General features: G+C 59.9%; 18 protein-coding genes and 4 tRNA genes. 9 read left to right on the top strand and 13 right to left on the bottom strand.

Features of this window, described 5'->3' with window-relative positions:
• Window positions 1-151 precede the first annotated feature (151 nt).
• The 5 genes from ACB040_RS14555 (at window position 152) to ACB040_RS14535 (ending at window position 1,309) form a co-directional block, all read left to right on the top strand.
• Window positions 152-228 (top strand) — tRNA-Arg (locus ACB040_RS14555).
• Between the two features lie 51 nt (window positions 229-279).
• Window positions 280-355, top strand: a tRNA-His gene (locus ACB040_RS14550).
• A 20-nt stretch (window positions 356-375) separates the two neighbouring features.
• Window positions 376-461: transfer RNA gene (locus ACB040_RS14545), tRNA-Leu, on the top strand.
• A gap of 76 nt (window positions 462-537) precedes the next feature.
• A tRNA-Pro gene (locus ACB040_RS14540) sits at window positions 538-614 on the top strand.
• 179 nt (window positions 615-793) lie between these two features.
• Window positions 794-1,309, top strand: coding sequence for a ricin-type beta-trefoil lectin domain protein (locus ACB040_RS14535; protein WP_216960166.1), 516 nt, complete (start codon window positions 794-796; stop codon window positions 1,307-1,309).
• 34 nt (window positions 1,310-1,343) lie between these two features.
• Here ACB040_RS14535 and ACB040_RS14530 read toward each other — a convergent pair whose 3' ends face one another.
• The 8 genes from ACB040_RS14530 to ACB040_RS14495 all read right to left on the bottom strand — a co-directional run bounded on the left by ACB040_RS14530 (window position 1,344) and on the right by ACB040_RS14495 (window position 9,310).
• A complete protein-coding gene (locus ACB040_RS14530) occupies window positions 1,344-2,159 on the bottom strand; it encodes a Cof-type HAD-IIB family hydrolase (RefSeq protein WP_279467508.1) in 816 nt (271 codons plus the stop codon).
• Window positions 2,160-2,248: 89 nt separating this feature from the next.
• Window positions 2,249-3,289 carry an alpha/beta fold hydrolase gene (locus ACB040_RS14525; RefSeq protein ID WP_338773235.1) on the bottom strand — a complete coding sequence of 347 codons (1,041 nt, stop codon included), beginning with the start codon at window positions 3,287-3,289 and terminating at the stop codon, window positions 2,249-2,251.
• Window positions 3,289-3,948 (bottom strand): CatB-related O-acetyltransferase, encoded by a 660-nt coding sequence (locus ACB040_RS14520; protein ID WP_338773237.1) that lies wholly within the window; start codon window positions 3,946-3,948, stop codon window positions 3,289-3,291. Before ACB040_RS14520 ends, ACB040_RS14525 begins: the two co-directional genes overlap by 1 nt.
• Window positions 3,948-4,679 (bottom strand): tRNA (guanosine(18)-2'-O)-methyltransferase TrmH, encoded by a 732-nt coding sequence (trmH, locus tag ACB040_RS14515; RefSeq protein ID WP_005355744.1) that lies wholly within the window; start codon window positions 4,677-4,679, stop codon window positions 3,948-3,950. The genes ACB040_RS14520 and trmH overlap by 1 nt, the downstream gene beginning before the upstream one ends.
• A gap of 44 nt (window positions 4,680-4,723) precedes the next feature.
• Window positions 4,724-6,841, bottom strand: coding sequence for a bifunctional GTP diphosphokinase/guanosine-3',5'-bis pyrophosphate 3'-pyrophosphohydrolase (spoT, locus tag ACB040_RS14510; RefSeq protein ID WP_005339255.1), 2,118 nt, complete (start codon window positions 6,839-6,841; stop codon window positions 4,724-4,726).
• Window positions 6,842-6,972: 131 nt separating this feature from the next.
• Window positions 6,973-7,248, bottom strand: coding sequence for a DNA-directed RNA polymerase subunit omega (rpoZ, locus tag ACB040_RS14505; RefSeq protein ID WP_005307060.1), 276 nt, complete (start codon window positions 7,246-7,248; stop codon window positions 6,973-6,975).
• 79 nt (window positions 7,249-7,327) lie between these two features.
• Window positions 7,328-7,954, bottom strand: a complete 627-nt coding sequence (gmk, locus tag ACB040_RS14500) for a guanylate kinase (RefSeq protein WP_005357125.1) — start codon at window positions 7,952-7,954, stop codon at window positions 7,328-7,330.
• A 303-nt stretch (window positions 7,955-8,257) separates the two neighbouring features.
• Window positions 8,258-9,310, bottom strand: a complete 1,053-nt coding sequence (locus ACB040_RS14495) for a glycosyltransferase family 9 protein (RefSeq protein ID WP_371155374.1) — start codon at window positions 9,308-9,310, stop codon at window positions 8,258-8,260.
• 222 nt (window positions 9,311-9,532) lie between these two features.
• Here ACB040_RS14495 and ACB040_RS14490 point away from each other — a divergent pair, with 222 nt between their 5' ends.
• Both ACB040_RS14490 and ACB040_RS14485 read left to right on the top strand, forming a co-directional pair.
• Window positions 9,533-10,246 (top strand): 3-deoxy-D-manno-octulosonic acid kinase, encoded by a 714-nt coding sequence (locus ACB040_RS14490; protein WP_005339249.1) that lies wholly within the window; start codon window positions 9,533-9,535, stop codon window positions 10,244-10,246.
• 70 nt (window positions 10,247-10,316) lie between these two features.
• Window positions 10,317-11,180: a sensor domain-containing diguanylate cyclase gene (locus tag ACB040_RS14485; RefSeq protein WP_040069586.1), complete on the top strand. Its 864-nt coding sequence runs from the start codon at window positions 10,317-10,319 to the stop codon at window positions 11,178-11,180.
• Between the two features lie 6 nt (window positions 11,181-11,186).
• On the opposite strand, the gene ACB040_RS14480 is transcribed toward ACB040_RS14485, so the two are convergent.
• Complete coding sequence (locus tag ACB040_RS14480; protein ID WP_139440370.1) at window positions 11,187-12,041, bottom strand: carboxylate/amino acid/amine transporter; 855 nt, start codon at window positions 12,039-12,041, stop codon at window positions 11,187-11,189.
• 42 nt (window positions 12,042-12,083) lie between these two features.
• On the opposite strand from ACB040_RS14480, the gene ACB040_RS14475 reads away from it, so the two are divergent.
• The gene (locus ACB040_RS14475) at window positions 12,084-12,542 is read left to right on the top strand and encodes a DUF6314 family protein (protein ID WP_338775029.1); all 459 of its coding nucleotides are present in this window, start codon (window positions 12,084-12,086) and stop codon (window positions 12,540-12,542) included.
• A 123-nt stretch (window positions 12,543-12,665) separates the two neighbouring features.
• On the opposite strand, the gene ACB040_RS14470 is transcribed toward ACB040_RS14475, so the two are convergent.
• Complete coding sequence (locus tag ACB040_RS14470) at window positions 12,666-12,827, bottom strand: hypothetical protein (protein ID WP_005339236.1); 162 nt, start codon at window positions 12,825-12,827, stop codon at window positions 12,666-12,668.
• Entirely contained in the window at window positions 12,812-13,711 is a 900-nt protein-coding gene (locus tag ACB040_RS14465) for a DMT family transporter (protein WP_005357113.1), read from the bottom strand. The genes ACB040_RS14470 and ACB040_RS14465 overlap by 16 nt, the downstream gene beginning before the upstream one ends.
• 91 nt (window positions 13,712-13,802) lie before the next feature.
• Here ACB040_RS14465 and ACB040_RS14460 point away from each other — a divergent pair, with 91 nt between their 5' ends.
• A complete protein-coding gene (locus ACB040_RS14460; RefSeq protein WP_005357110.1) occupies window positions 13,803-14,762 on the top strand; it encodes a LysR family transcriptional regulator in 960 nt (319 codons plus the stop codon).
• Here ACB040_RS14460 and trpS read toward each other — a convergent pair.
• Window positions 14,741-15,754 (bottom strand): tryptophan--tRNA ligase, encoded by a 1,014-nt coding sequence (gene trpS / locus ACB040_RS14455; RefSeq protein ID WP_042054381.1) that lies wholly within the window; start codon window positions 15,752-15,754, stop codon window positions 14,741-14,743. The genes ACB040_RS14460 and trpS overlap by 22 nt on opposite strands.
• 192 nt (window positions 15,755-15,946) lie before the next feature.
• Complete coding sequence (locus ACB040_RS14450) at window positions 15,947-16,384, bottom strand: universal stress protein (protein WP_335828888.1); 438 nt, start codon at window positions 16,382-16,384, stop codon at window positions 15,947-15,949.
• Window positions 16,385-16,619: the final 235 nt, after the last annotated feature.

Genomic DNA, 16,619 nt, shown 5'->3' with positions numbered 1-16,619 from the left:
CTGCGATCTGCCCCTTTTCGGCTGGCAGCAGGGGAATAGTGGAAGAAAAGTGCGCAATGTGCTTGAAAAAACAACGAACAGTGTTTCGGTGACAGAAAAGTGTAGACAAACCAGCAACCATCATTAATAATGCGCCCCGTTCGACAGCGTAGCGCCCGTAGCTCAGCTGGATAGAGCGCTGCCCTCCGGAGGCAGAGGTCACAGGTTCGAATCCTGTCGGGCGCACCATCAAAAGTGCGTAGGTTAAACGGGCGTTGTTGTGGAACGAAAGCAGCTGTGGTGGCTGTAGCTCAGTTGGTAGAGTCCCGGATTGTGATTCCGGTTGTCGTGGGTTCGAGCCCCATCAGCCACCCCATTTTACAGCTTGTCAGGTACGCGAAGGTGGCGGAATTGGTAGACGCGCTAGCTTCAGGTGTTAGTGCCCCCCGGGTGTGAGGGTTCGAGTCCCTCTCTTCGCACCATACTTGCTGTATGACGAGGATGACCATCAGGTCGTCTTTGTTTTTTTGAAGTAAACTATTTTGAAAGAAATAGCCTCGGTGATTAGCGCAGTCCGGTAGCGCATCTGGTTTGGGACCAGAGGGTCAAAGGTTCGAATCCTTTATCACCGACCAAGTTTAGAAAAACCTCGCTTCGGCGAGGTTTTTTGCTTTCTGGCCTCCGTTGGGCCAGCACTCTCTCCCTGTTACGTCTGTTTACACTCTATTTGGGCAGCGCGCCCCGCCTTTCGGTTATGCTTCAGCCTCGAGTCACTGACAACCGGATGTCATCGGCCCATTTCAGGCATTTTTCCATGAATAACAAAATTTCCTTTGCTTGCTCTCCTGCCCTGCTGGCTGCCTTGCTGCTGGGTGGCTGTACCATCAAGCCGCCATCCACCGATGTGATGATGGGCTCCATTGCATCACAACCGCAGGAGGAGCGTTCTCTCTCCCCCTTGCTGACCAGCGGTGATTTTTGCGTTGCTGTGTCCCAACAGAAGGTGTTGGCACAACCTTGCAGCGGAAAAGACGATCAACTGTTCGAGTGGGATCTGGGTGAGTTGCGCCTGCAGGATCTCTGCCTGCAAGCCAAAAACGACAGCGAAGTGATGCTGGCACCCTGTGACGGTCAGGCGCAGTGGGAGTGGCAGAAAGACAAGCTGTTCAATAGCAAGGTTTCCCGCTGCCTCGATGTGGCCGGACGACGCCATACCCCCGGCACGCCGCTGCGGCTGGCTGAATGCTACGGCGGGGCGAACCAGAGCTTCAGCTGGCAGCGGCCCAATCCCTGGCTGGAGACCCTGAAAAAACAAAGCCTCACATGGTGAGGCTTTGCTGAATCGGATGGCGGGCTGAAGAGGATCAGGCTGCGCTGACGCTCTCCAGCTCGAACAGCTTCTCCAGATAGACGGCGACGCCATCTTCGTCGGAGGTGAGGGTCTGCTCATACTCCGGCAGCGCCATTTTCAGGCGGTCATGGGCGTTGCCCATCACGATGCCGCGTCCCACCATGGTCAGCATCTCGAAGTCGTTCATGCCATCGCCGAAGGCGATCGCCTCCGACATATCGAACCCGTTCTGCTCCAGCACGGCCCGCACAGCATTGCCCTTGTGCACCCCGGCGTGCATCACTTCGAGACAGTCCGGCAGGGAGAAGGTGACGTTGAGCTCATCGCCATAGCGCTGGTTGAGGTGCGCCTCGATCTTCAGCAGCTTCTCGTGGTCGCCGATGTAGAACACCTTGTTGATCTGCTCTTTCGGTTCCTGTTTCAGGTCATCGACCAGACGGTAGGTGAACCCTGACTCGTCGTGGAACTGCAGCAGCCAGGGCAGCTCCTCTTCCACCACCCAGTCATCACCCTGATAGACATTGAGGTGGATAGAGGGGTCGCGCTCCAGGGCAATCAGTTCGGCGGCGATCTCGGTCGGCAGCGGCTGGTTGAAAATCAGCTGGTCCTGTTTGTCATGGACCACGGCGCCATTGGAAGTAATGAGGTAGATGTCCATCCCCAGCGCATCGCGGAAGCTGCGTACGTCAACGTGATGACGGCCGGTGGCGACCACGAATTTCACACCTTGTTCTACCAGGCGGTGCAGGGTATCCCGGGTACGGGGAGAGATCTGGTGCTGCTTGTTGAGCAGAGTGCCATCGAGATCGGATACAACTACCTTGAACATCATTACCTCGGCATCGATTGAAAACAGGGGCAGTTTACCTTAGCCCGCACTGTCACCCCATTTATTTAGGGTTACAAAAAATAGCCAGCTCAGAAGCGGGCGAAAAAGTCGACCATCGCGGTCAGGGCGGGCTGGCGTTTGTCATCGGATTCGATAAACAGTTCGTGCCAGGCTCCCTCGATGCGCAGCGGTTTGCCCCCTTCGCACTTGGCAATAGTGCAGAAGCGATCCTGCGCGGCATTGTCCACCACGCTGTCGCTGCCAGCTTGCAGCACCAGCAGCGGGGTTTTGATGGCGCCCGCATCGGCGATGGCGGCATCGGCACCGGTGATCCCCTGATAAATCCAGTGGGCGGTCGCGCCACCCAGCTTGATCTGCGGGTGCTGTTCGTAGATTTGGCGGAACGCTTGATAGCGGGGCTGGCTGTGAGTCAGTTCGTTATCGGCAAAGCCGTGATCCTGATAGGCGCCCTGACCGGGACCGTATGGAGGCTCACCAATCCAACCGCCGACCGTGCCTATGGTGCTCGCCAATCCCTTGGCCAGCCACTTGGGCAGACCGCCGAGATTGATGCCCAGCATGGGGGAGGAGAGCACGGCCGCCTTGATATCATCGGGCCAGCGTTCCAGATAGCGGGCTGAGATGGCTCCGCCCATGGAGTGGGCCAGCAGGAACAGTTTGGCAGGCTGGTCCGCCATGATGATCTGGTCGTGAAACTGCTTGAGATCGACCACATAATCGTCGAACTGGTCGACATATCCCTTCTGCGGGTCATTCAGCATCCGGCCAGACATCCCCTGACCGCGATGGTCGATAAGGTAGAGGCTGTAGCCCTGACGCCAGAGATCCCACGCCAGCTCCTGATACTTGAGGTAGCTCTCGACCCGGCCATTGACGATGAGGATGGCGCGATCGACCTTGGCTTGCCGCAGCGTAGCATAGCGGATGGTCACCCCATCCTTGCCCTTGAACTCTCCTTCCACCGCATGCTGGCGCCAGAAGTCGGGCAGGGTTTGCTGGTAGAGGCTGGGTACATCGGCTTCGCTGGTGAGCTGATAGGTATTGGTCACGGCAAGGGCTCCGGCAGAAAACAGGGTCAGGGCCAACAGGGAAAGAGAGAGGGATTTCATCAGGCACACTCCTGTTGCCAATGGTGATAAAGGGCGGCGATATCCCCCGAGCAGAGCAGCGTCATGCTGGTTTGCAAGCGGGGCAGGGCCCAGTCCCACCACTGCATCTCTTGCAGCATGAGGATCTGCTCATCACTGAAGCGACGGCGGATCGGTTGGGCCGGGTTGCCGCCGACTATGGTGTAAGGGGCCACATCCTTGGTCACCACGGCGCGGGTGGCGATGACGGCGCCATCACCTATGGTGATGCCGGGCATGATCATCGCTTCCGAGCCGATCCAGACATCGTTGCCAATCCGGGTGTCCCCCTTGCGCAGAAAGCCGCTGCGGGCCCCTTCGCCAAAGGTGTCGGGGTTGAACGGGAAGGTGGAGACCCAATCCAGCCGGTGGCCCTGATTGCCCGCCAGCATGAAGGTGGCGCCCGAGCCGATGGAGCAGAACTTGCCGATGATCAGCCGATCCACCTCGCCCCAGAGGCCGCTCTCCCAGGTGTCGTGGGTCGAGCCATCGCCGAGCAGGTAGCGGACGCAGTGATCCTCGAACGGCTTGCCGTGGTAGTAGCCAGAGTAGTAGCTGTAGTCGCCGGCCTCTATGTTCGGGTTGGTCAGGTGATCCCGGATGATTTGCGATTCCAGCCAGCTGCCAAAAGGGTTTTCCATCACTCCTCCTGTAGGTCGTCCTGCTCGCTCTGCTGCGCCCACCCTTTGCGGGTCAGCTGCATCCGCTGCCACCACTCTTCGTCCGCCAGAATTTCACCGGCCGGGCCGAGCTGGGGGTAGGGCATCTCTTTCTCTTTGCAGAGTTGGGCATAGATAGGATAACCCCCCTCGAACAGGATGCTGTTCTGCTCCTCCAGCGTGAGCGGGCAGCCGCGCTGATAGCAACCGGCCAGCTCGCGCTGACGCTGGGCTTCGTAGAGGATGGCGGCAGCAGCCACCGAGACGTTGAGGGACTGCACCATGCCGACCATGGGAATGACGATATGGTGGTCGGCCAGCGCCAGCGCCTCTTCACCGATGCCGTGCTTTTCCTGACCCACCAGAATGGCGGTCGGTTTGGTGTAGTCGATGGCGCGAAAATCGACCGAGCTGTCAGATAGATGGGTCGCCAGGATCTGCATGCCGGAGGCTTTCAGCTCTGCAACGGCTGTGCCGATATCCGGGTGCAGTTTTACATCCACCCAGTTCTGGCTGCCGCGGGCGGTGCCTTTGCGCTTGTGGATCCAGGTTTTGGGCCAGACGGCGTGTACCCGGTGGATGCCGATGGCATCGGCGGTACGCACGATGGCGGCCAGATTGTGAGGTTTGTGGACCTCTTCCATGCAGACGGTCAAATCGAGCTGACGTTGGGCCAGCATGTCGGTGATGCGCTTGAAGCGTTCGGGGGTCATGGCTTGTCTCTATAAAAGCAGCAGGCGGCTTGCGCCGCCTGTGTTCAGTTCTTCTGTCGGCTCACCTTGAGCACGTTGGGCATCACGCGGATCTTGCGCATGATGTTGGCCAGGTGGATGCGGCTCTTGGTGGTGATGAGCAGGCTGACCTGATAGACCCGGCCATCCTTCTCTTCGGTGCTGATGGCGTGAATATTGGCGCCGGTGGCGGCAATCACGTTGGCCAGCTCGGCCAGCGCACCCTGATGGTTGACGATCTCGATGCTGATACCGGTGCGGAACTCCTGTTCCTGCTCCTTGTCCACTTCCCACTGCACCGGCAGGTACTTGTCCGGTTCCTTGCTGTAGCCCTTGATGTTGCGGCAGGCTTCCTGGTGGATCACCAGACCCTTGCCCGGGCTGATGTGGGCGATAATGGCATCTCCCGGGATCGGACGGCAGCAGTTGGCGAAGGTGACCAGCATGCCGTCGGCACCCTTGATCGGCATCTTCTTGCTGCTGGTTTTGGGCTGCTCTTCCGGCGGCAGTTCATCCCCCAGCATGCGGCGCGCCACCATGACGCTCATGGCGTTGCCAAGGCCCACATCGGCCAGCAGCCCCTGCAGGTTCTCATGCTTGGTATCCGCCAGCACCTGCTTGATGCGTGGCTCGGGGATGTCTTCGATATTCTTGGCGCCCAGCGCATGGTTGAGCAGGCGGCGACCCAGCACCACCGACTCTTCGGTGCGCAGGTTCTTGAGGAACTGGCGGATCTTGGAGCGTGCCTTGGTGGTCACCACAAAGTTGAGCCAGGCCGCGTTGGGGCGGGCGCCCGGCGCCGTGATGATCTCCACCGTCTGGCCCGAGTGCAGCGGGCTGCTGAGCGGGTAGGGGTGGCGGTCGACCCGCGAACCGACGCAGGCGTGGCCGATGTCGGTGTGCACCGTGTAGGCGAAGTCCACCGGCGTGGCGCCAGCGGGCAGCTCCATGATGCGCCCTTCCGGCGTGAACACGTAGATCTCGTCGGGGAAGAGGTCGGTCTTGACCCCTTCGATAAATTCAAAGGAGCTGCCGGCGCTCTGCTGCAATTCCAGCAGGCTCTGCATCCAGCGCTGGGCGCGGATCTGGGCAGTGGTGCCCGAGCTGTCGCCATCCTGCTTGTAGGCCCAGTGGGCGGCAACCCCTTTGTCGGCCATCTGATCCATGAACTCGGTGCGAATTTGCACCTCGACCGGTACCCCGTGCGGCCCCACCAGCGAGGTGTGCAGCGACTGGTAGCCGTTGGTCTTGGGGATGGCGATGTAATCCTTGAAGCGGCCGGGGCGCGGTTTGTAGAGGCTGTGCATCTGCCCCAGCACCCGGTAACAGGTATCTATGTCCTTCACCTTGACCCGAAAGGCGTAGATATCCATTACCTCATGAAATTGCAGCTCTTTTTTCTCCATCTTGTTGTAGATGGAGAAAAGATTCTTCTCGCGGCCACTGACCTGATGCTCGATCCCCGCCTCTTTCAGGCGACCGCTGATTTCGCTCTGGATGGAATCGATGATCTCGCGGCGATTGCCACGGGCGCGGCGCACCGATTCGCGCAGCACGCGGGATCGCATCGGATAGAGCGCCTCGAAGCCCAGCTCTTCCAGCTCGTTCTTCATGGTGTGAATACCGAGGCGGTTGGCGATGGGGGCGAAGATTTCGAGGGTTTCCCGAGCGATACGGCGGCGCTTGTCAGGGCGCAGGGAGCCCAAGGTGCGCATATTGTGGGTGCGGTCGGCCAGCTTGATCAGAATGACCCGGATATCCTGGGTCATCGCCATCACCATCTTGCGGAAGTTCTCGGCCTGCGCCTCTTTGCGATCGCGAAATTTCAGCTTGTCGAGCTTGGAGACCCCGGCCACCAGTTCTGCAACCGCATTGCCGAATTGTTCGGCCAGATCGGCCTTGGTGACAGAGGTGTCTTCGATGACGTCGTGCAGCACGGCGGCCATCAGGGTTTCATGATCGAGGCGCATGTCACCCAGGATTCGGGCAACGGCAACAGGGTGGGTGATGTAGGGTTCGCCACTGGAACGCATCTGGCCTTGGTGGGCATCACGGGCCACCACATAGGCTTGCTTGAGCTTCTCAACCTGCTCTGGCGGCAGGTAGGAACTGGCTATTTCTTTAAGGTTTTCAAATAAATACAAGACAGTCCCCGCAGCGGTGAAACGGCAATTCGTGGAATTGAGGGTATAGCCCTGAGTTTGCGAGGTTTTCGAGCGGTTGTAAATGGGGATGAACAGTCGGCACCCGGGCGGGTGCCAACCGGAGGAATAACTTAACCGCGGCCTTCGGCGATGGCAGCAACGGCAGCCAGCTCGGCGGCTTCCTGCTCTTGCTGTTCGTAGCGGTCCTGGGTGTCCATCACTTGATTGTTCACCAGACCCAGCTCGATCTCACGCAGGGCGATCACAGTCGGCTTGTCGTTCTCTTCGTCGACCAGGGGATCTTTGCCTTGTACCGCGATTTGACGAGCGCGGCGCGCGGCGACCAGCACCAGGTCAAAACGGTTACCTACCTGTTTTACAGCATCTTCTACAGTAACGCGTGCCATGCAGGACTCCAGTGTTTGGGCTTTCTGTATTTAGAAAAGCAGTGTTTAAAAATGACGCAAAAGTTTACTTGTTTTTGGCTTACTCTGCCAGTAGCTGTTGCAGCAAGTTTTTTTGAGCCTGTTGCTGGTGACGCATCTCCAGCCGTTGGCACTCAATAATGGACCTGAGCTGGAACAGCGCTTGCTCGAAGTCTTCATTGATAATGACATAGTCATACTCGTCGTAGTGCACCATTTCGGCAATGGCTTTCGCCATCCGGCCGGCAATCACTTCGGCGCTGTCCTGACCGCGCCCAATCAGGCGGCGTTCCAGCTCTTCGCGGCTGGGGGGCAGGATGAAAATGGATTTGGTCGGCATCTGCTCGCGGATCTGGCGGGCACCTTGCCAGTCGATGTCGAGGAATACGTCGATCCCCTTGGCCAGACAGGCTTCGATGGCGGCGCGTGAGGTGCCGTAGTAGTTGCCGAACACTTCGGCCCACTCCAGAAAATCACCGCGTTCGATCAGTGCCTTGAACTCTTCCACTTGGACGAAGTGGTAGTGTACGCCGTGCTCTTCGCCAGGACGGGTGGCGCGAGTGGTGTGGGAAACCGACAGCTGCATCTTGCCCGCAGCGTTATGTTGGGTCAGCAAGGCATTGAGCAGACTGGATTTACCAGCGCCGCTCGGAGAAGAGATGATATAGAGAGTGCCTTGTTGCGCCATATTATTACCTTTAATCGAAACCGCTGTTTTGGTTGTAGCAGAGACCGCCGTCTTGTGCCCGAAAGGGAGACAGCCAAACGCAAAACGCGGAAAATTCTTGAGTCAGGAGGATGTAAAGGCGGCGAATTTTACCAGAATGCGGCGAATAAAAAAACGGCCGGAATCATATTCCAGCCGATCAAAGTATTCGTAGCTTGCTGCGGGAGCGTAACCCACATCAGCCTGCATTGTGCCTTTGGCTGAGGGCAGAGGCTATCAGGTTATCCCTGCCTGATGGCTCGGAATTCCCGAGGTGCCCTGTCACTACGGCAGCTGACGATCGGCACAGAGCCGATCGAAGGCGGCGATCACCTGCTCGCTGGTGATTTTTCGCATGGCCTCCGGGTCTTTGAGACGGGTGCGCCAGCTCAATTCGGCCAGCGGCTTGCCGGTCTCCTGCTCGACCAGCTTCTGATAGACGCTTACCACGTAGTCGCGGCAGAGATAGGGGCCGGTGCGGGCCGGATTGTGGTGGGCATAGAGGCCGATCACCGGCGTGCCCACTATGGTGGCCATATGGGTGGGGCCGGTATCGGGGGCCAGTACCAGACTCGCCTCGCCAATCAGCGCCAGCAGCTGCTTGAGGTTGGTCTGCCCCACCAGATCGACCGGCTTGCTCTGGCTTAAGCGCTGGATGTCGGCAGCCAGATCCCGCTCCAGCTTGGCCGGCCCGCCACAGAGATAAACCTGAAAGCCCTTGTTGGCGGCGTGATCCGCCAGCGCGGCATAGCCTGCGGCAGTCCAGTTCTTGAAGGCCTTGCTGGCGGCAGCGCAGATAAGCAAGGTCGGTTTGCCGCCAATCTTCTCCCTTGCCCACGCCTGATGTTCGGCGCTGATGGACAGTTGCCAGTCCGGGGTCAGATCCTTGATGCCGAGCTCTTTGGCGAAAGCGAGGAAACCGTCCAGCACATGGGGGGAGGCGGGGGAGGGCACCTTGTGGTTGGTGAACAGCCACTGGCCGTCGTTGGCCCGTTCCCGATCAAACCCGAGTTTGACCTTGGCGCTGATGCCGAGGGTGGCGATGCTGGCTCGCATCGCTGCCTGCAGGTGGAGCAGGGCATCGAATTTGCGCCCCTTGAGGGTCTGCCAGAGATCGCGATAGCCGCGCCATCCCTTGCTCTTGTCGAAGGGGATCACCTCGACGCCGGGCAGATCGGCAAACAGGGTTGCCTCGATTTTGCCGGTGATCCAGGTGATGCGGGTCTGTGGCCACTCCCGCTGGATGACGCGCACCAGCGCCAGTGCGTGGCAGCAATCCCCGATGGCGGAGAGCCGCAGGATGCAGATGGAGGAGGGGGGCGTTTGAAATAGCGGCATGTTGTGGCGCACGGCTGGCAAAAAGGGTGGATGGCATTATGCAAACTCCCCTCTGGATTGTAAAATTGCGCACAATCGTCAGCCAGGATAGGCCGGGCCCAGCGCCATGACCTGTCTCTGCACGTCGTTGATTAAAGGCCACTATTGCGGGCATGCCAGAGCGGCAGCCTCATCGCCAATTGAAAAATTGCGATCCATGACCCACCGAGCGGGATCTCCACGATGCGAGTACAGACCGAACACAACCAGATCTGCTGGTATGCCGAAGGGGCCTTTCGCGACCCCTCTCCCCAGTTATTCGATCCTGCCTGGTGGCAGAACAACCGTCAGGTGGTGGGGACCTCCATCGGACGGGGAGTGACCTGGTTCGTCAAGGATGAGTCCCGCCATCTGGTGCTGCGCCACTACTATCGCGGCGGCATGGTGGGCAAGGTGGTGCGGGATCGCTTCTGGTTCGAAGGGGTCGAGTCGAGCCGTGCCATGGCCGAATACACCCTGCTGGCCAAGCTGTGCGAGCTGGGGCTGCCGGTGCCGCGTCCGTTTGGCGCCCGCATGGTCAAACAGGGCCCCTTCTATCGCGCCGATATCCTGATCGAGCGAATTCGCGGTGCCAAGGATATGGTGGCGCTGCTCAAGCAGGGGCCGGTGGCGACCGAGGTGTGGCACAAGATAGGCCAGACGGTGCGCCAACTGCACGATGCCGGGGTCTATCACGCCGATCTCAACAGCCACAACCTGCTGCTCGATAAAGAGGGCAAGGTGTGGGTGATCGATTTTGACAAGGGTGCGATCCGCTCCCCCGGCGAATGGCAGAAGGCCAATCTGGAACGCTTGCTCCGTTCATTCAATAAAGAGTCTCAACTGCATACCAGTTTCCACTTCGTACCGGAGAACTGGCAGACCTTGATGAACGGGTATCAGGGAAAAGCACTCTGACCCTGTTGCTCGGCGTGAACGCCAATGTTACTTATTGAGCAGGTATTCAGATCCTGTTTCGAGGCGCCCCATGGAAATGCTCAAGACACCTTTGGTCGATGTGACTGCCCGGCTTGATCCGGGTCTGCTGTCTGATGCCATGGCGCTGCTGGAGGCGGGGATCTGGAGCTGGTCAGCCCAACATGGACTGCAGCGTGATCCCTCCTGCCTGCGCCTGTTGGGATTGGGAGAGTGCTGGCCGGATGATCTCGGCTGGCTGGATCGGGTGCATCCCGACGATGTTGCCCGGCTGGAGGATGCCCTGCTCGCCTGCCAGAGCGGCCGCAGCAGCGGTCTGCGCCTCGAATACCGCATTCTGCATCATCACGGTCACTACATCCGGCTGGAAGAGCGGATGCGTCGTGATGAGCGGGGTTATCTGCTGGGGGTCGTCCGTCACCTCGATCCCGCTGCCGTGCTGGTGGAGGAGCGACATGGCACCGATCCGCTGACCGGTCTGGAGAGCCGTGGCCGTTTCGAGCAACTGCTTGAAGAGCGGCTGGCGACCGAGAGCGGCACTTTCAGTCTGCTGCAGTTTTCGGTCGATCACATGGCCAAAATCCAGCAGTTGTTTGGTGAAGCGGCTTGCGACGCCATGCTGGCCAAGCTGGCGCGTATCGTGCGTCACGAACTGCGGCGGGAAGATCCCTTCGCCCGCTGGGATGAGGACGGTTTTATCCTGATGCTCTCCCAGACCGAGCGGATGAGTGCGCTGGAGATCGCCGAGCGGCTGCGCCTCGAGATTGCCGACGCCAGTCTGCTGTCACAGCGGCCGGTCACCGTCAGCATCGGGCTGGTGCAGAGTCAGGCTGGCGAGCAGCTCGATCATCTGCTGGCCCGGCTGGCCAGCTGTCACAGTCAGGCCAGACGGGAGCACAACACCGTCGTCGGCTGAGTGTGGTCAGGGTTGGCCGCGCTTGTCACGCTGGCAGACCCAGAGCGAGGCCAGCATCAGCAGGCCGCCGATGGTCAGCCGGGTCAGGTCGGTATCCTTGCCCCAGAGCAGCAGATTGACCAGCAAGCCGGCCGGAATGAGCGCATTGTTCATGATGGCCAGCACCCCGCTGGTGACCAGCGTCGCCCCCTTGTTCCAGAGGAAGTAGCCGAGGCCGGAGGCACCCACCCCCAGCCAGAGCAGAATGCCCCACTGCAACCCTGACGTCGGATATTGCGGCTTGCCCAGCAGCCACCAGGCGGGCAGTGCGATCACCAGCGCCCCCAGATAGAAGCAGCCGAACACCGCCAGTTGCGGCGGTTGCTCCGCCTCCCTTGCCAGCAGTACCTTGTAGCCCACTTGACCCAGGGCGAAACAGAGGTTGGCCCCCTGCACCACCATAAATCCCAGCACATAGCTTTCGGTCAGGCCGTCGAAGCGGATGACGGCAGCCCCGAGCACCGCCAGCAGGGCACCCCACAGATAAACAGGCTTGAAGCGGCGCTCCAGCAGATCGTGGAGCAGGGTGACGTAGATGGGGGTGAAGATGGTAAAGACCAGCACTTCCGGCACCGTCAGCAGCAGGAAGGAGTGGTAGTAGAAGAGATACATGATGCCGAGCTGGATGGCGCCGAGGGCCATCAGCTTGGCCGCCAGATCGGGGCGCAGCCAGCGGCGGCGCAGGAAGGGGAGAAACACCAGACTGGCGAGGGCGATGCGGGTCAGCACCGAGAAGTAGGCATCCACCTGGCCAGCGAGGTAGACCCCGATAAGGCTGAAGGAGAATGACCAGAGCAGGGTGACCCCTATCAAGTAGTTCATGTGTTTGATTTATCGTCAGTTGTCAATTTTAAGGGGGCTATGATGGCCGAGATGGAAGCGGCAATCCAGCGTTTATGGGCGCGATTGCCACAGGTCGGAGCATTTTCCTTTACCGCCAGCAATGGCGAGGGGTCGGCGACCGACTGGAATGGTCGCGGCGAGGGGGGTGTGCAGGTGACCGATCATCAGGGAGGCTGGCTCTTTAACGAGCGGGGTCGCTACACCACGCCTCATGGCAGGGAACTCGCCATGCACAACAGCTTCTGGTGGCAGCGCAGTGCGCGGGGGATCCGTCTCTCCCATCTGCGTTATGAAGCGCCGGTCGAACTGTTCGAGCTGCTGCCGCAGGGGGATGGCCGCTGGCTGACCGTCGAGCCCCATCTGTGCGGGGCGGATCACTACAGTGCCGAGTTGACCGAGATCGACGGTGGTTTTCTGCTGAGCTGGCAGATCACCGGGCCGCGCAAGAACGAGCGACTCAGCTATCGCTATCTGGTCTGACGCCGGCTGGCTGGCATAAAAAAACCGGCGCAGAGCGCCGGTAGCGGGGGACAAATCGGAGGTTTTTTAAAACAGTCCCAAAACAGGAGAGATAGACTCTCGTCACACATTCAGAGATGGACTTCAGGCATTCAGGGCATAGCTCAGCATGGCTTGCAGCTTGCTATCGAAGAACCAGGGCAGCAGTACCATCAGCAGGCCCAGGATCCCGGCCAGCCGCTGGCGATACTGCCAGCCGGCAATCAGTACCAGACCACCGCACAGTGTGGTCAGGATGCCTGACATAGGGAGACCTCGCGCTGCATACGACGCTGTTGCGCCCACTGGTTCATGGCGACCGAGCCGAGGATCAGGGCCAGAGCAACACCTGTGGTGGGGTGGATCTGCTCGCCGAGGAACAGGGCTCCCAGCATCACACCGAACAGCGGCACCAGATAGTTGCTGAAGGAGGCGAACGTCGGGCCGGCCTTCTGGATCAGCGCCATGTAGAGGAAGTAGACCAGACCGGTACAGAGGGTACCCAGCACGGTAATCGCGCTCAGGGCCTGGGTGCTCGGCAGGGTCAGGCTGCCGAGATCAACCATGAAGGGGGCGACCAGCAGCAACTGGATTGCCGAGGAGATCAGGATATTGCGGGCGACCACGACCGGATGGTCCTTGGCGAAGCGCTTGATCATCAGCAGGCCGATGGCGAAGCAGCTGGCACCCAGCAGGATGGCCATGGCACCGAGCAGACCGGCGTTCATGCCCTGGGAGAGTTTCGGCCAGAACAGGGTGAGTACACCGGCAAAGCCGATGATCACGGAAAGAAGACCGGTTTTGGTGATTCTTTCACCAGAAATAAACAGCGGTGCAGCCAGAATGGTCACAAACGGGATACAACCCATGACCACGGCGGCGATGGCGCTATCCACATACTGTTGGCCCCAGGCGACCATGATGAAGGGGATGGTGGCATCCAGCAGGGCGATCAGCATATAGGTGCGCCACGGGGTGTGCTCACTCTTGAGCCGCATGAACAGGCAGAGCAGACCCAGGGTCAGGCTGCCGCACAGGGCACGACCGGCAGCCACCAGAATGGGGGGCAACTCGGCAACGGCCTGGTGCATGAAAATGAATTGGGAACCCCACAGCAGGCCAATGGCCAGCAATAACAGATAGCTACGCATTTGAATCTCCGATGTATTAAGCCTGCGCATTCTAGGCAATCTGTTACTATGGTAAAAATGAATTGTTGGCATTTAACTATGGCTAATATCGATGGATAGCTCGCTCGCCCGTCTCGACCTCAACCTGCTCGCTGTATTCGACATGCTGATGCAGGAGCGCAATGTCACTCGTGCCGCCGAACGGCTGCATCTCTCCCAATCCACCGTCAGTCACGCCTTGGGGCGGCTGCGGGTGGCGCTGGATGACCCGCTGTTCGTGATGAGTCGGCGCGAGATGATGCCGACCGAGCGGGCCAAGGCACTGGCCGGGCCGGTGCGCCAGGCGCTGGCGATGCTGGAGCAGGGATTGCGGCAGGCCAAGGGGTTTGATCCCGCTACCGCGCGGCGGATTTTCCGCATTGCCACCCCGGGCTCGGTGGAGCATGGGTTGGTGCCGGTGCTGGTGGAGCGGCTCCATCGGCAGGCCCCTCACTGTCGGCTTGAGGTGTGCGAGCTGGCCGACAGCGACTACGAGCGCGAGCTGGAGAAGGGGGAGCTGGATCTGGTGATCGGTTTCGCCGGGGCGAATCATCTCTCACCGCGCTTGTGGCGGGAGGAGTGGTTCAACAACCCGTTGGTCTGCCTGTCGCCGCTCGGCAGCGAGTTGCCCGATGTGCTGACCCCGGTCGAGCTGGTGAGCCGTCCCCACATCCACACTTCCAGCTGGGGCCACAGTCAGGCGATGGTGGAGCTCTGGCTGGCCCGCTTCGGGGTGGAGCGGGAGCTGGGGGTCAGGTTACCGAGCTTTATGGCGGTGCCGCCGCTGATGGCGACCGGCCGCTATCTGGTGGTGGTGCCCGAGATGATCGGGCGCCACTTCTGCCGCTACTACCCGCTGCGGATGCATCAACTCGACCCCGCCATCCCCATCGTCTACCTGATGGCGGGGCACCCGCTGACCGCCCATGACGAGGCGATCGGCTGGTTCAAGAGCCTGCTGCACCAGCTGGTGTTCGACCTCTACGGCGACGATGCGCTCGGGACCCCCGCTCAGCGGATGCTGGCGAAGTAGTCGAGCCCCATGGCGCTTTTCACCTCCGCCAATACCTCATCGGTGATGATGCGGGCCTGCTCGGTGCCCTGATAGAGCAGCTCCAGCAGCATCTTCTTGTCGGCGATGGCCGCGGCCCGGCGCTCCCGCATCGGAGCGAGCAGGGTCTGCAGGCAGTCGTTCAGCACCTGCTTGCAGCGCATGTCCCCCAGTCCGCCGCGCCGGTAGTGGGCCTTCATCTCGGCGACCAGCGCCTTGTCGGGGTGAAAAGCATCGAGATAGGCGAACACCGTATTTCCCTCCACCTGGCCCGGATCGCTCACCTTGAGGTGGTTGGGGTCGGTATACATGGCGAACACCGCCTGCTTGACCTCTTCCGCCGACATGCCGAGCTCTATGGTGTTGCCGAGGGATTTGGACATCTTGGCCTTGCCGTCGATGCCGGGCAGGCGGCCGGTGTCGCTCAGGATCGGCTGGCATTCGGTCAGCACCTCTTTGCCTACCAGAGAGTTGAAGCGGCGGACGATCTCGTTGGTCTGCTCCAGCATCGGCAGCTGATCCTCCCCGACCGGCACATGGCTGGCGCGAAAGGCGGTGATGTCGGCGGCCTGACTGACTGGATAAACCAGAAATCCGGCCGGCAGCGTTCGTTCAAACCCTTTTTGCTGGATCTCCGCCTTGACGGTGGGGTTGCGCTCCAGCCGGGCGACGCTGACCAGATTGAGGTAGTAGCAGGTGAGTTCGGCGAGGGCGGGCAGGGCGCTCTGCAAACAGAAGGTGGTCTTGGCCGGGTCGAGACCGACCGCCAGATAGTCAGCCATCACCTCCAGCACGTTGTCGGTCACCTTGGCCGGGTTGTGGCCGTTGTCGGTCAACGCCTGCAGATCGGCGATCATCACGAATTGACGGTAGTGGTGCTGGGCTTCGACGCGCTGGCGCAGGGAACCGACATAGTGGCCGATGTGCAGTTTGCCGGTGGGACGATCGCCAGTCAGGATTACGGGGTTGTGCATGTCACTCTCTCCAGTTGGGTGAGCCGGGAGGCGACAAAGGGATAAAAACAGTTGACCGCCTCTCGGCGGTCACGGTGTTTTCTTTGGGAAATTTACAATAGAAACGCGGTGCCGCCTGTTTAGGAGCAGCACCACCAGTAGTTGTGATTGAATGCGGTCATATTCATGGCAAATCAAACTACGCCGGTTTCATTACTTCTGCAAGGGGACGACCAGCAGATCGCAGGGCACCGTATTCATCAGCTGACGGGCGCTGGAGGTGAGCAGGCTCCAGAAGCTCTGGCGATGGCCGCACACCAGCAGATCGATCTCGTACTCCTTGACCGCCTGATTGACCCGCTCGCTCAGATCGCCGCAGATCACCAGCTTCTTCTCGATGGGATAGCCCACCGAGGCCAGAAATGCCTCCAGCTTCTCTTTCGCTTCGGCGATCACCTGATCCTGCACGTTGTCGATGTCGATATCGATCATCTCGGTGTAGAGATCCTTGAGGTCCACATCGACATGGATAACCGACAGCTTGGCGCCGTTGGAGCGGGCTCTGTCCACCGCCTTGTCGATCACCTTGCGGTTATCTTCAGAGAGGTCGATCGCGGCCAGAATATGCTTGTAATAGGTTGTTCCACTCATGGGGGTTCTCCTTACCGATCCTTCAGCCCACTATACCAATCTCTGCTGAAACTAAAATGGTGCCTCAGGCACAGTTTTGGGATTTAAATGAGTTTAATGACGTGTGACACAGGGTCCGCCACTCAGTTATTAACCACTATTTGCCTATAAATTAAACAGGAGTTTGACGCCGGTCACACCCCTCGGCTTGCCGATCAGGGGGGAGAGGCATAGGATGGGCCCGTGCTTCGCAATG

This window comes from Aeromonas sp. S11(2024) (assembly GCF_041402345.1).
GTDB classification, from domain to species: domain Bacteria; phylum Pseudomonadota; class Gammaproteobacteria; order Enterobacterales; family Aeromonadaceae; genus Aeromonas; species Aeromonas veronii.
This window is presented reverse-complemented; position numbering and strand designations above follow the sequence as displayed.

What these genes read in the sequence shown, in the direction of transcription:
- ACB040_RS14535 (WP_216960166.1), top strand. Translation starts at nt 794, where the DNA reads ATGAATAACAAAATTTCCTTTGCTTGCTCTCCTGCCCTGCTGGCTGCC.
- ACB040_RS14530 (WP_279467508.1), bottom strand. Translation starts at nt 2,159, where the DNA reads ATGTTCAAGGTAGTTGTATCCGATCTCGATGGCACTCTGCTCAACAAG.
- ACB040_RS14525 (WP_338773235.1), bottom strand. Translation starts at nt 3,289, where the DNA reads ATGAAATCCCTCTCTCTTTCCCTGTTGGCCCTGACCCTGTTTTCTGCC.
- ACB040_RS14520 (WP_338773237.1), bottom strand. Translation starts at nt 3,948, where the DNA reads ATGGAAAACCCTTTTGGCAGCTGGCTGGAATCGCAAATCATCCGGGAT.
- trmH (WP_005355744.1), bottom strand. Translation starts at nt 4,679, where the DNA reads ATGACCCCCGAACGCTTCAAGCGCATCACCGACATGCTGGCCCAACGT.
- rpoZ (WP_005307060.1), bottom strand. Translation starts at nt 7,248, where the DNA reads ATGGCACGCGTTACTGTAGAAGATGCTGTAAAACAGGTAGGTAACCGT.
- gmk (WP_005357125.1), bottom strand. Translation starts at nt 7,954, where the DNA reads ATGGCGCAACAAGGCACTCTCTATATCATCTCTTCTCCGAGCGGCGCT.
- ACB040_RS14495 (WP_371155374.1), bottom strand. Translation starts at nt 9,310, where the DNA reads ATGCCGCTATTTCAAACGCCCCCCTCCTCCATCTGCATCCTGCGGCTC.
- ACB040_RS14490 (WP_005339249.1), top strand. Translation starts at nt 9,533, where the DNA reads ATGCGAGTACAGACCGAACACAACCAGATCTGCTGGTATGCCGAAGGG.
- ACB040_RS14485 (WP_040069586.1), top strand. Translation starts at nt 10,317, where the DNA reads ATGGAAATGCTCAAGACACCTTTGGTCGATGTGACTGCCCGGCTTGAT.
- ACB040_RS14480 (WP_139440370.1), bottom strand. Translation starts at nt 12,041, where the DNA reads ATGAACTACTTGATAGGGGTCACCCTGCTCTGGTCATTCTCCTTCAGC.
- ACB040_RS14475 (WP_338775029.1), top strand. Translation starts at nt 12,084, where the DNA reads ATGGCCGAGATGGAAGCGGCAATCCAGCGTTTATGGGCGCGATTGCCA.
- ACB040_RS14470 (WP_005339236.1), bottom strand. Translation starts at nt 12,827, where the DNA reads ATGTCAGGCATCCTGACCACACTGTGCGGTGGTCTGGTACTGATTGCC.
- ACB040_RS14465 (WP_005357113.1), bottom strand. Translation starts at nt 13,711, where the DNA reads ATGCGTAGCTATCTGTTATTGCTGGCCATTGGCCTGCTGTGGGGTTCC.
- ACB040_RS14460 (WP_005357110.1), top strand. Translation starts at nt 13,803, where the DNA reads ATGGATAGCTCGCTCGCCCGTCTCGACCTCAACCTGCTCGCTGTATTC.
- trpS (WP_042054381.1), bottom strand. Translation starts at nt 15,754, where the DNA reads ATGCACAACCCCGTAATCCTGACTGGCGATCGTCCCACCGGCAAACTG.
- ACB040_RS14450 (WP_335828888.1), bottom strand. Translation starts at nt 16,384, where the DNA reads ATGAGTGGAACAACCTATTACAAGCATATTCTGGCCGCGATCGACCTC.